This is a genomic window from Metabacillus indicus (genome assembly GCF_046603695.1).
In the GTDB taxonomy this organism is placed as follows: Bacteria; Bacillota; Bacilli; order Bacillales; family Bacillaceae; genus Bacillus_P; species Bacillus_P indicus.
Genome location: NZ_CP176757.1, coordinates 3,475,112 through 3,487,139, shown reverse-complemented (window position 1 = coordinate 3,487,139; position 12,028 = coordinate 3,475,112). Strand labels below are relative to the sequence as shown.

The 12,028-nt window shown below is 44.4% G+C and carries 17 protein-coding genes; 13 read left to right on the top strand and 4 right to left on the bottom strand.

What is annotated here, in order from left to right:
- Positions 1-13 precede the first annotated feature (13 nt).
- Positions 14-277, top strand: coding sequence for a YusU family protein (locus ACK1LH_RS17900; protein WP_029566676.1), 264 nt, complete (start codon positions 14-16; stop codon positions 275-277).
- Positions 278-309: 32 nt separating this feature from the next.
- On the opposite strand, the gene ACK1LH_RS17895 is transcribed toward ACK1LH_RS17900, so the two are convergent.
- Complete coding sequence (locus tag ACK1LH_RS17895; RefSeq protein ID WP_029566675.1) at positions 310-537, bottom strand: hypothetical protein; 228 nt, start codon at positions 535-537, stop codon at positions 310-312.
- A gap of 107 nt (positions 538-644) precedes the next feature.
- Between ACK1LH_RS17895 and ACK1LH_RS17890 the strand changes: the two genes are divergently transcribed.
- Positions 645-1,193 (top strand): GNAT family N-acetyltransferase, encoded by a 549-nt coding sequence (locus tag ACK1LH_RS17890; RefSeq protein ID WP_029566674.1) that lies wholly within the window; start codon positions 645-647, stop codon positions 1,191-1,193.
- Positions 1,194-1,258: 65 nt separating this feature from the next.
- Positions 1,259-1,975, top strand: a complete 717-nt coding sequence (locus tag ACK1LH_RS17885) for a gamma-glutamyl-gamma-aminobutyrate hydrolase family protein (RefSeq protein WP_282034766.1) — start codon at positions 1,259-1,261, stop codon at positions 1,973-1,975.
- A gap of 31 nt (positions 1,976-2,006) precedes the next feature.
- Here the strand turns inward: ACK1LH_RS17885 and ACK1LH_RS17880 are convergent, their stop codons facing one another.
- Positions 2,007-2,345: a spore coat protein gene (locus ACK1LH_RS17880; RefSeq protein WP_029566673.1), complete on the bottom strand. Its 339-nt coding sequence runs from the start codon at positions 2,343-2,345 to the stop codon at positions 2,007-2,009.
- 12 nt (positions 2,346-2,357) lie between these two features.
- Positions 2,358-2,627 carry a hypothetical protein gene (locus ACK1LH_RS17875; RefSeq protein ID WP_029284245.1) on the bottom strand — a complete coding sequence of 90 codons (270 nt, stop codon included), beginning with the start codon at positions 2,625-2,627 and terminating at the stop codon, positions 2,358-2,360.
- A gap of 101 nt (positions 2,628-2,728) precedes the next feature.
- On the opposite strand from ACK1LH_RS17875, the gene ACK1LH_RS17870 reads away from it, so the two are divergent.
- Positions 2,729-3,643, top strand: coding sequence for a proline dehydrogenase family protein (locus ACK1LH_RS17870; protein WP_411333807.1), 915 nt, complete (start codon positions 2,729-2,731; stop codon positions 3,641-3,643).
- A gap of 48 nt (positions 3,644-3,691) precedes the next feature.
- Here ACK1LH_RS17870 and ACK1LH_RS17865 read toward each other — a convergent pair whose 3' ends face one another.
- The gene (locus tag ACK1LH_RS17865) at positions 3,692-3,841 is read right to left on the bottom strand and encodes a YuzL family protein (RefSeq protein ID WP_081414238.1); all 150 of its coding nucleotides are present in this window, start codon (positions 3,839-3,841) and stop codon (positions 3,692-3,694) included.
- A gap of 248 nt (positions 3,842-4,089) precedes the next feature.
- Here ACK1LH_RS17865 and ACK1LH_RS17860 point away from each other — a divergent pair, with 248 nt between their 5' ends.
- The 9 genes from ACK1LH_RS17860 (at position 4,090) to ACK1LH_RS17820 (ending at position 12,027) form a co-directional block, all read left to right on the top strand.
- Positions 4,090-6,474, top strand: a complete 2,385-nt coding sequence (locus ACK1LH_RS17860; RefSeq protein WP_411333806.1) for a 3-hydroxyacyl-CoA dehydrogenase/enoyl-CoA hydratase family protein — start codon at positions 4,090-4,092, stop codon at positions 6,472-6,474.
- 14 nt (positions 6,475-6,488) lie between these two features.
- The gene (locus tag ACK1LH_RS17855) at positions 6,489-7,664 is read left to right on the top strand and encodes an acetyl-CoA C-acetyltransferase (RefSeq protein ID WP_411333805.1); all 1,176 of its coding nucleotides are present in this window, start codon (positions 6,489-6,491) and stop codon (positions 7,662-7,664) included.
- A 34-nt stretch (positions 7,665-7,698) separates the two neighbouring features.
- Positions 7,699-9,483 carry an acyl-CoA dehydrogenase family protein gene (locus tag ACK1LH_RS17850; RefSeq protein WP_029284237.1) on the top strand — a complete coding sequence of 595 codons (1,785 nt, stop codon included), beginning with the start codon at positions 7,699-7,701 and terminating at the stop codon, positions 9,481-9,483.
- Positions 9,484-9,652: 169 nt separating this feature from the next.
- Complete coding sequence (locus ACK1LH_RS17845) at positions 9,653-10,015, top strand: arsenate reductase family protein (RefSeq protein ID WP_029284236.1); 363 nt, start codon at positions 9,653-9,655, stop codon at positions 10,013-10,015.
- A 61-nt stretch (positions 10,016-10,076) separates the two neighbouring features.
- Positions 10,077-10,460, top strand: a complete 384-nt coding sequence (gene gcvH, locus ACK1LH_RS17840) for a glycine cleavage system protein GcvH (protein WP_029284234.1) — start codon at positions 10,077-10,079, stop codon at positions 10,458-10,460.
- A 53-nt stretch (positions 10,461-10,513) separates the two neighbouring features.
- On the top strand, positions 10,514-10,756 hold the full coding sequence (locus tag ACK1LH_RS17835) for a YusG family protein (RefSeq protein WP_029284232.1): 243 nt from the start codon (positions 10,514-10,516) through the stop codon (positions 10,754-10,756).
- A gap of 131 nt (positions 10,757-10,887) precedes the next feature.
- Positions 10,888-11,235 (top strand): toprim domain-containing protein, encoded by a 348-nt coding sequence (locus ACK1LH_RS17830; RefSeq protein WP_029284229.1) that lies wholly within the window; start codon positions 10,888-10,890, stop codon positions 11,233-11,235.
- Positions 11,236-11,255: 20 nt separating this feature from the next.
- Positions 11,256-11,564 (top strand): thioredoxin family protein, encoded by a 309-nt coding sequence (locus ACK1LH_RS17825; protein WP_029284227.1) that lies wholly within the window; start codon positions 11,256-11,258, stop codon positions 11,562-11,564.
- Between the two features lie 142 nt (positions 11,565-11,706).
- The gene (locus ACK1LH_RS17820) at positions 11,707-12,027 is read left to right on the top strand and encodes a hypothetical protein (RefSeq protein WP_411333803.1); all 321 of its coding nucleotides are present in this window, start codon (positions 11,707-11,709) and stop codon (positions 12,025-12,027) included.
- Position 12,028: the final 1 nt, after the last annotated feature.

Here is a 12,028-nt window from a genome sequence, read left to right as displayed (position 1 = left end):
TGGAGGGATTTTTGTGCAGAACGAGTTGAATGCTCCGCTTGACGGATTACTTGAAAAGTACACAGAGCTGCTCCTTGGGGAAGCAACTCCTGAGCTCAAGGAAAAAGTGAAATTGTGGGTGCTCTATTCGCACATTGCAAAATCAATGCCGCCGCTGGTCAAGCACTGGAACGAAACGTATCCGGAAGAGAAGGAAATGGTGAAAGAACTGATTTCTGAAATTAAACAGCTGAATGAACAGCACCGCATGTCCCAGACGAATAAAAAACGCACGTAATCTCAGAGAAACTCAAAGAACTCTGGGATTTTTTATTTTAATGCGCTCTCGCTGCCGCTGTCTTTTCCTGAAAAGAAATAGTAGACTGGCGCACAAAGGAAAAAAGGAATAACTGAACCTGTAACCGTTTTCACTCCTCCTGCCTGATCGTACACTGTTTTTTGCCACTGAAGCCAGGTAATGTCAAATATATATCCGCATGCATACAGAATTCCGACTAAAGAAAAATAGACGATTAGAGCGGAAGCAATACTTCTCATTAATCTAACAACCTCCATATTTTCCCTGTTTCTGTCATTATAAGGTATAGTTTAAAAGAGTAAAAGAATTTTATGGAAATCACATCCCAAAACGGAGGATAAACGAAATGAAGCAGCAAAAAACCATTATTCGTCCTATTGAAAGCAGAGATCTTATTCACCTTTGGGAAATAAAATACAAAGACGAACACCCTGAATGGAAAAAATGGGACGCCCCTTATTTTGAACATAAAAGCTTGACTCTGGCTGATTTTCTCTCTCAGAAAGAAAGCATTGTCGGACTGGATGACTACTGGGCCATTACTGTAGATGAAAAGGTCATTGGAACCGTCAGCTATTACTGGGAACATGAGCCGTCCATGTGGCTTGAAATGGGCATCGGCATCTACGACCCAGCTTATTGGAACGGAGGTTACGGTACGGAAGCTTTTCGAATGTGGATTGATCATCTGTTTGAATCCCTGCCGATTGTCAGAGCGGGATATACAACCTGGTCAGGCAATGCCAGAATGATGAAGGTTGGAGAAAAGCTCGGAATGACCGTTGAGGGAAGGATGAGAAAATGCAGGGTAGTGGACGGTAAACACTACGACTCAGTAAGAGTCGGCATTTTAAGAGAAGAATGGGAAGCTCTTTCTGCAAAAAGACAAGTTTAAAATCAGGTTCAAACTTACTATGTGAGGGTATAGACCAATAACATAGATTAGGAGAGTGAAACTTGATGAACCAGTCTAAGCCGGTTATTGGCATTACAAGTTCAGTAGTGGACCATGGAGACATTCCGAGTGTCCATGTTCACCAAAAATATATCGGTTCCGTCATACAGGGGGGCGGCATCCCTGTCGTTATCCCTTTAGTGGATGACGAAGCTGCAAAGACCCTTGCTTCGAAGTGTGATGGTTTTATATTAAGCGGAGGAGAGGACGTTGATCCTCACTCGTACGGGGAAGACCCTGACCCGATGCTCCGGAAAACAAACGGGGCGCGGGATCAAATGGAGCTGTCTGTTGTGAAATATGCAGAGCAAAGTAAAAAACCCGTGCTTGGCATTTGCAGAGGGATCGCTATGCTGAACGCTGCGCTTGGCGGGACAGTCATGCAGGATATTGAAAGCCAGTATGAAGACCCGATCAAGCATTATCAAACAGCAGACAGACCGGACCCTACTCATATGGTTGAAGTATCACAGGGAAGTGAACTTGCAAGGATTTTCGGAACGGATTCTGTAAGAGTTAACAGCATGCATCACCAGGCTGTAGGCAGACTAGCAGATACGCTTTCTGCAACTGCGACCGCTCCGGACGGAATTATAGAAGGGCTTGAGGGGACTTATGAGGACTGGTATGTATTAGCTGTTCAGTGGCATCCAGAAGAAATGGCCGCTGAGGATGAAGCCATGCATAAGCTATTTAAAACATTTATTGAGAAGTGCAGATAAAAAAGCAGCCGGCGGCTGCTTTTTTTTGTATTTATTGAATATAAGGAGACTGCTGCTGCAGATAGCCTGCAAACTGCTGATGAGACTGCTGGATTTTGGTTGTGTCGGCAGCTTCGAGTTTGTACCATCCGTACTTATACATCATGTTATAAAGCTCGCGCTGACAATTTTGTGTTTCATTAAAGATCCCCTGAATATCCTGATAGAGAGCATCGTTGCTCATTTCATTCAGCGCAGTGGAGTAGGAATCCGTCATGTACTTTTCAGTTGCAAGCAGTTCGTTAATGAAGTCCCTGTCGTTCATCTGCGGGGTTTTGGGAACTTGTGTTTCAGGATTTCCGATCTTATTCTGATTTTGACTGTTGTTCATGCTGCACCCCTCCTATTGAAGCTGTGTTGAGCTTGCTTCCTGATTTGGATTTAAGTGATTAAGAATGGCCGTATAGTGCTTTTCATGCATTTTTCCGGTCTTTTCAAGCTCTGCTTTAATTTGCTGATCGCTGCAGTGAGAAGCGAAAAAATGAGCTTTTTTCATGGCGAGCAAATTCCATGAAAGCATATCGGTTAAGTAAAGGTGATCCTTTGTTGTGATCATGGCAGGCGGCTGCTGCATCATACCTTGCTGTTGGCCTGTGTTCTGCTGTTGTTGCATGGAAAAACCTCCTTGGACATTTTCTTCCTTATCGTTCCTCAGGCTGCTGATTTTATACAGGTTCACCTATGTAAGATTTTATATCGGAAGGGGTATGCCAGTTGGAGTTTTTATTCCGTCATTTTTTCCTGTTTTTATCAAAAAACAAATGGCTGACGAATGCCGCAAAGCGCTACGGCCTGAGATTCGGCGCATCGCGTTTTGTGGCAGGAGAAACGATTGGGCAGGCTGCACAGGTCATAAAAGAGCTCAATCAAAAAAATCTGGATGTGACAATTGATTATCTCGGGGAGTTTGTTGATAACGAAATTGAGGCAAATGAAATGGCTGAGCAGTCTATAAAGGCTATTGAAACAATCGCGGGGGAACAGCTTCAGTCCCAACTGTCACTGAAGTTAACGTCAATGGGACTTGATCTTTCTGATGAGATTGTCTGCACCAACATGAAAAAGATTATGGAAGCCGCCAAACAGCATGGAGTCTTTGTCACAATCGATATGGAAGACTATGCAAGGTGCGGGAAGACACTCCAATTATTCAAAGAGCTCAAGAAGGAATATGATCTGGGCACCGTGATTCAGGCTTATTTATACAGATCATCCAAAGACCTGGAGGATCTGAGCGCTTATCATCCGAACCTGCGATTAGTAAAAGGAGCGTACAGGGAATCTCCGCATATCGCTTTTCCAAACAAGAAAGACACAGATGAAAACTTTAAAAAGCTTATAAAAATGCATATGCAAAACGGCCATTATACGGCTGTTGCCACCCATGATGACGCCATCATTGAATTCACAAAGCAATTTGTAAAAGAAAACAGCATTCCGAGTGACCGATTTGAGTTTCAGATGCTGTACGGGATCCGCCCCGAGCGCCAGGCTGAACTCGCAGAAGAGGGCTATAAAATGAGGATCTATGTCCCGTACGGCAAAGACTGGTACGGTTATTTCATGAGGAGGCTGGCAGAAAGGCCTGCAAACGCTGCGTTTATCCTGAAAAGCCTGTTTAAAAAATAGGGGTCAGTCCCGCTGTGCTTTAAAGCACGGCGTGACTGACCCCAGCACCTATTCCTGTCCCATATTCTTTTTCTTATATTGCTGGTTTGTGCTTGAGCGTTTCCCTCCGCCGGCCATTTCGTTTGTCGGCCCGGAGCTTCCCTTTACACTTGCAGCGCTAATCCCTGCATTGGATGGATCTTTCTTCAGTCTTGCCATGAGTGATCACCTCCCCAGTTTTATTTTTCCCGGGGGTTCATTTTTCATGTAATCGGAGCTGCCCGTATTTTTGGCAAATGAGTTGGACAAATGGTTCTTTTTAAAAATTAATATGTGAATTTTTCGTAAATGTGTTGAACAAATTTTCTAAATCTTTTATATTAATAGATAGAGGGAAGATTTCCCGGATTTTTTTTCACCAAAAAATGAATGAGCATTCATTCAAAGCGACTAAAGGGGGAGCATTCATGAACCAGCGTATTAGAAAAGCCGCAGTTCTCGGATCCGGAGTCATGGGTTCAGGCATTGCTGCACACTTGGCAAATATCGGAATCCCTGTTCTATTGCTTGATATCGTACCGCGCACGCTGACAGACGGCGAAGAGAAAAAGGGACTGACTCTGCAGGATGCAGCTGTGAGAAACCGCATCTCATCCGGAGCTGTGCAAAAGCTTCTTAAGCAAAAGCCGGCACCGCTTACTGCAAAAGGAAATCTGGCTTTAATCGAAGCGGGTAACTTCGAAGATGACATGCACAGACTCGCTGAAGCGGATTGGATTATTGAAGTAGTCGTTGAAAATCTTGAAGTGAAGCAAAAAGTCTTTACTCAAGTAGATCAATATAGAAAACAAGGCAGCATTGTCAGCTCAAATACATCAGGCATATCAGTTGAAGCGATGTCAGAGGGGCGTTCTGATGACTTCCGTAAGCATTTCCTCGGAACTCACTTTTTCAACCCGCCGCGCTATCTGAAATTGCTCGAGGTCATCCCGACAAAAGCAACATCGCCGGAGATTCTCTCGTTCATGAAAACATTCGGGGAAGATGTTCTTGGAAAAGGAGTAGTCGAAGCAAAGGACACTCCCAATTTCATTGCCAACAGAATTGGAACCTACGGCCTCCTTGTTACGGTTAAGGAACTGCAAAAGGGCGGATACAGTGTAGGTGAAGTGGATTCTGTGACAGGTCCTCTTATCGGCCGTCCAAAAAGCGCAACTTTCAGAACGCTTGATGTTGTAGGACTTGATACTTTTGCACATGTTGCAAAGAACGTTTATGACCAGGTGGAAGGCGAAGAGAAAGATGTATTCGACATTCCTGAATTTATGAAAAAGATGCTTGAGAACGGCTGGCTCGGAAGCAAATCTGGCCAGGGATTCTTCAAAAAAGAAGGAAAAGAGATTCTCGAGCTGAATCCAGAGACCCTGGAGTATCAAGAACGGAAGAAGCTGAAAGCTCAGAGCATCGAGGCTGCAAAACAGATCAAGGGTTCAGCAGCAAAAATGAAAGCGCTTATCTATTCAGGCGACAGAGCAGGAACGCTTCTTTGGAATATTACAAGCCCTACTCTTCTCTATTCTGCTGAACTTCTCGGCGATATAGCAGATGACATCCTTGCAATAGATGAAGCAATGAAATGGGGATTCGGATGGCAGTATGGCCCATTTGAAACATGGGACAGCATCGGCCTTTCAAAATCCGTCGAAAAGATGGAGGCAGAAGGAAAAACAGTTCCAGCCTGGATCAAAGACATGCTTGGGAGAGGCTTCACTTCCTTCTATAAAAAAGAAGACGGCGTTTCTTACTATTACCATGACGGGGATTACAGACGCATTGAGACGAACGAAAAAGTCATCAATCTTAAAGACTTAAAAGAGAAAAAAGGGGTCATCAAGAAAAACAGCGGAGCAAGTTTAGTGGATCTTGGGGACGGAGTAGCGCTGCTTGAGTTCCATTCACCGAATAACGCGATCGGGCTTGATATTATCCAGATGATCAATTTTGCGGTGGATGAAGTCGAAAAGAACTTTAAAGGACTTGTCATCGGCAATCAGGGCAAAAACTTCTGTGTCGGTGCGAACCTTGCCATGATCCTGATGGAAGCTCAGGATGACAACTATTTTGAAGTTGACATGGTTGTCCGCCACTTCCAGCAGGCCATGATGAAAATCAAATACAGTCCAAAGCCGGTCGTTGCTGCTCCATTTGGCATGTCACTTGGCGGAGGAGCAGAAATCTGTCTGCCGTCTGCAAGCATTCAGGCCTCAAGCGAAACGTACATGGGACTTGTTGAAGCCGGTGTAGGCCTGATTCCGGGCGGCGGAGGCAATAAAGAGCTTTACATTAAACTTCTTAACAGCGTTCCAAAAGGCGTCGATTTCGATCTGCAGAACGTAGCCAATAAAGTATTTGAAACGATTGCAACAGCTAAGGTTTCTTCTTCTGCTGCTGAAGCAAAAGAAAATTTCTTTATGAATGAAAAAGATTCTGTAAGCTTCAATGGGGATCACCTCATTTATGATGCAAAGCAGAAAGTTCTTCAGCTGTCTGATAACGGCTATAAGGCACCTGTGCGCAAAAATGTACCGGTCGTAGGCGAGACGGGATATGCTGCCCTTCTTCTTGGAGCACAATCCATGCTTCAGTCAGGATATATTTCAGAGCATGATCTGAAAATTGCCCAAAAGCTCGCATATGTCATTGCGGGAGGCAAAGTGCCGTTTGGCACGGAAGTAGATGAACAGTACTTACTTGACCTTGAAAGAGAGGCGTTCCTGAGTCTCGTGAAGGAAGGCAAATCTCAGCAAAGAATGCAGCACATGCTTGTAAAAGGAAAACCATTACGTAACTAGGAGGGTGCACTGTCATGAGAGAAGCGGTCATTGTAGCAGGTGCCAGAACACCTGTCGGAAGAGCAAAAAAAGGGTCACTAGCAGCCGTTAGACCAGATGATCTTGGAGCGCTTGTCGTAAAAGAGACACTTAAGCGTGCTGGCGGATATGAAGGAAATATTGATGATCTGATCATTGGATGTGCGATGCCTGAAGCAGAGCAGGGGCTGAACCTTGCACGTAACATCGGCGCGCTTGCCGGTTTGCCGTATACAGTACCGGCGATCACTGTCAACCGCTATTGTTCATCAGGTCTTCAAAGTATTGCTTACGCAGCGGAGAAGATTATGCTTGGCCACTCGGATACAGCCATTGCAGGCGGAGCCGAATCAATGAGCATGGTGCCGATGATGGGCCATGTTGTCCGTCCGAATGCATTGCTTGCTGAAAGTGCGCCTGAATATTACATGGGAATGGGCCACACGGCAGAGCAGGTAGCTGTCAAATACGGAGTCAGCCGCGAGGAGCAGGATGCCTTTGCAGTAAGAAGCCATGAAAAAGCGGCAAGAGCCATTGCAGAGGGCAAGTTTGACGATGAAATCGTGCCTGTAAAGGTTACACATAGAAGTGTGGGAGCAGATCATAAGCTCCGCGAAAAAACGTTCCAGTTCTCAAAAGACGAGGGTGTCCGTCCTGGAACGACTATGCAGATTCTATCAACATTAAGACCTGCATTCAACGTGAAAGGATCAGTTACAGCAGGAAATTCCTCGCAGACGAGCGACGGTGCTGCTGCCGTAATGGTCATGGACCGCGAAAAAGCGGATGCGCTTGGACTGGAGTCACTCGTGAAATTCAGATCCTTCGCAGTAGGAGGAGTACCTCCTGAAGTAATGGGAATCGGTCCGATCGAAGCGATTCCTCGTGCACTGAAAGCTGCAGGTTTAAGCCTGTCTGATATTGGACTCTTTGAACTGAATGAAGCATTTGCTTCACAGTCTATACAAGTCATGAGAGCTCTTGGAATTGATGAAGAGAAAGTGAATGTCAACGGAGGAGCAATTGCGCTCGGTCATCCGCTTGGCTGTACAGGAGCAAAATTAACCCTTTCCCTTATTCACGAAATGAAGCGCCGCGGCGAGCAATTCGGAGTTGTCACAATGTGCATCGGCGGCGGAATGGGTGCAGCGGGAGTATTTGAATTAGTGTAAGGCTTAAAAAATCAGGAAAATGGGGGAACAAGCAATGTCAAAAACAACTGAAAATCTAATCAAGGGCGGAAGCTTTTTACTTGATGATGTAACATTTGAAAGTGTTTTTACGCCAGAGGATTTCACAGATGAGCATAAAATGATTGCCAAAACGACAGAGGATTTCGTCGTAAATGATGTACTTCCTCAGCTTGAAGATATTGAAAATCACCAGTTTGACAAGTCTGTCAAACTATTGAAGCAGGCAGGCGACCTTGGCCTTCTCGGTGCTGACGTACCTGAAGAATACGGCGGCCTTGGCCTTGATAAAATCAGCTCTGCGCTGATTACTGAAAAATTTGCCCGTGCAGGAAGCTTCTCTCTTTCATACGGTGCGCATGTCGGTATCGGGTCTCTGCCAATCGTTCTTTTCGGAAGCGAAGAGCAAAAGCAGCAGTACCTTCCAGACCTTGCATCAGGACAGCGCATTGCAGCCTATGCACTGACTGAACCAGGATCAGGCTCAGATGCCCTTGGTGCCAGAACGACGGCAAAGCTTAATGCAGAAGGCACGCATTATGTATTGAACGGCGAAAAACAGTGGATCACAAACTCCGGCTTTGCAGACGTGTTCGTTGTCTATGCAAAGGTTGACGGAGAGCATTTCTCAGCGTTTATCGTAGAAAAAGAATATCCTGGGGTTTCAACCGGTCCGGAAGAAAAGAAAATGGGAATCAAAGGTTCATCTACAAGAACACTTATTTTAGAAGATGCGCTTGTTCCTAAAGAAAATCTTCTTGGAGATCTTGGAAAAGGCCACGTTATTGCCTTTAACATTCTAAATATCGGACGCTATAAGCTTGCTGTCGGAACGATCGGCGGATCAAAACGCATTATCGACGTATCTGTTGAATATGCCAATCAGCGCCAGCAGTTCAAAACGCCAATCAGCAGCTTCTCGCTCATCCAGGAAAAACTGGCAAACATGGCTTCAAAAACATATGCAATGGAAAGCTCAGTTTACCGTACAGTTGGATTATTTGAAGACCGCATGAGCCGCCTGACTCCTGAAGAAGTCAAGGACGGAAAAGAAGTTGCGGCATCTATTGCAGAATACGCAATCGAGTGTTCACTGAACAAAGTCCTCGGTTCTGAAACACTTGACTATGTCGTTGATGAAGGCGTTCAGATTCACGGCGGATACGGCTTCATGGCTGAGTACGAAGTAGAAAGAGCATACCGCGACTCACGTATTAACCGTATTTTTGAAGGAACGAATGAAATCAACCGTCTTCTCGTTCCTGGCACATTTTTAAGAAAAGCAATGAAGGGTGAACTGCCGCTACTTCAAAAAGCACAGGCTCTTCAGGAAGAGCTAATGATGCTTATGCCTGAAGAACCGGGAGACGGCGTTCTTGAGCAGGAAAAGCACCTTTTGAAAAATGCAAAGAAAATCGGTCTAATGATTGCCGGACTTGCTGCTCAGAAATACGGCAAGTCCCTGCAGAAGGAACAGGAAGTTTTAGTGAACATTGCTGATATCGTGAGCAATGTATACGCTATGGAATCTGCCATCCTCCGCACGGAAAAGGCAATTAACAAGTATGGTGAAGCTAAGAGTGCTCAAAAACTTCTTTACACACAAGTGTATTGCCAGGAAGCATTCAACGAAATTGAAGCACATGCAAAAGAATCTCTTGTTGCGATTGAACAGGGAGACACTCTCCGCATGATGATCTCGGCATTAAGAAAATTCACTCGCCACACGCCGATCAATGTGATTGCCAAGAAGCGTGAAATCGCTGCTGCACTGATCGAAGAGAACGGATACCGCGCGTAATAAACACCTTTCAAAAAGGCCTTTTTCAAAAGAAAAGGCCTTTTTGATGTTTTTTGCTGAAAAAAGGCTAAGATAATAGATGGCAGAATGACGATGCTTGTCATTATGCTTGTCAAAAAGAATGTGGTAAAATAATGATGTTCAATTACGGTTGCAGGTGGTGAAAAGAGTGGCGCTTAAATTTTACTGGTATCCGAAATGCGGGACATGCCGGAAAGCAAAAAAGTGGTTAGAAGATCACCATTTGCAGGCAGAAGAAATACATATTGTTGAAAATCCGCCGTCAAAAGAAGAGCTGAAAACCATGCTTGATTCAAGCGGTCTGGAAATCAAAAAATTCTTTAACACAAGCGGTCAAAAATACCGTGAACTTGGCCTGAAGGATAAAATATCCTCCATGTCAGAAGATGAGCTTCTTACGCTTTTGGCATCAGACGGCATGCTTATTAAACGTCCGCTGACAACAGACGGAAACAAGACAACTGCCGGATTTAAAGAAGATCAATTTAAAGAAACCTGGCTAGGGAAGTAGAAGACTTACACTTTTAGTCTTTTTACAAATAAAACACGATAATCAGTTGGAGGTAGAAAACATGAACACACCAAAAGAACTTCGCTACTCTGAAGAACACGAGTGGGTAAAAGTTGAAGGCGATAAAGTACGCATCGGGATTACGGACTTTGCACAATCAGAGCTTGGAGATATTGTGTTTGTTGAACTTCCTGAAGTAGGCGACGAAATTAAAGCAGACGAGCCATTCGGCAGCGTTGAGTCTGTAAAAACAGTATCTGAGCTTTATGCTCCAATCAGCGGAACGGTTGTTGAAATTAATGAAGACCTTGATGACAGCCCTGAATTTGTCAACGAGTCTCCATATGAAAAAGCCTGGATGATTGTCATCGAGCCAAGCAATGCAGGTGATGTTGACAGCCTGATGACTGCTGAGCAATACGAAGAAATGACAAACGAAGACTGATAATCAATCCGCCTTCTGGACACCCTAAACAGTAAAAAGGAGGGTGTTTCAGCATGTCATTTGAAAAGAAGCGGCTGGATATTACGGATCGCGTTACCGGCAGGTTTGAAGGCGGACAGATGAATCTGTTTTTTGAAAAAGAGCAAATCGGTTCGATGTCACTTGGACCGGACGGCCGGGTGTCGTTGAAAAATGGATATGAAGAAGAAAATCATTCCTTTTTTCAGTATGCAGACGTTCTATCTAAACAAGATGAGAAGTATGTCGATTGTGACGAAGAAAACGGCTGGTGCTGATGACTTGGCAGTGGAATGTTCCACTGCCTTTTCCTGTTGTGACGGCCTGTTATAAAGGTCAGAAGGAAACAACCTCATGCATTTCGAATAGGTTATAGATAACATATACTCTAACTGAATAGGTGATGGCGATGTCTGCAATTGAGGTTGAAAAAGTCATAATAGTTGAAGGTACATCTGATAAGCGTAAAGTATTGAATGTTGTCAATGAACCGGTAGAAATCATTTGTACAAACGGCACGATCAGTCTGACACGGCTTGATGAAATGGTGGATGAACTGTTCAGCCGCGATGTATATGTGCTTGTGGATTCTGACGATTCCGGGGATCGCCTGAGAAAACAGTTTAAACGCGAATTTCCCGAGGCTGCGCATTTGTTTATCGACAAAATGTACAGGGAAGTTGCCACCGCGCCGGATCAGCACGTCGCAGCTGTGCTGCTGAGTGCAAACATTGATGTACATGCTAAATTTTTATAAAGGGAGCTGCTGAAAAGCCGATGATCGAATGCAATGAAGAGCAGGTAAGCAGACTCGCAGACAAGGAAAAAGCCATTCTTTATCTCTATACACCTTTTTGCGGCACATGTCAGCTTGCTAAAAAAATGATGACAGTCGTTGAGGCGATGCTGCCTGCCCTTGAAATAAATATGGCCAACCTGAATTATCTACCGAAACAGGCGTCAGACTGGGAAATTGAAAGTGTCCCTTGCCTGCTTGTTTTTGAAAATGGAAGAGTAATCAGCAAAACGTATGCCTTTCATTCTGTCGAACATCTCTATCACATATTGAAAAAACATGCCGCCTGATGAGGGCGGCATTTGACATATTTCTTGGGAAATAGAATCTTGTCTATCTGCGGGAAGGAATATGTCGAAGCTTTCTTAAAGGGAAAAGTACGGAAAACTAGAATTTCTCCCTTAACCACTTGCACGGAAATGGGGAGAAACGATGAATCTGGACTTTTTTGCCGAAAAAATGAATAATGCCCACTTTATTCAGCCGCTGCTTCCAAATGAAAACTTGAGAATTGAGTTTTTTGTTAAAAATATCAACAAGAAATCAACCCTGGTTTTGCAAAAAGGCAACTGCCATATAAGCAGTGATGATGAATTCTTTCATGTGCAGATTATTGGGGAAGAAAAGCATTTTCAAGATTGCTTTCATTCGCCGATCAGGCTTTTGCAGCTTGTAAAACTTGGCGCTATGGAGGCAAAAGGATCATTCAGAAATATACTTCGGATAGAGTCACTCATTCAGCTCTGCAAATAAT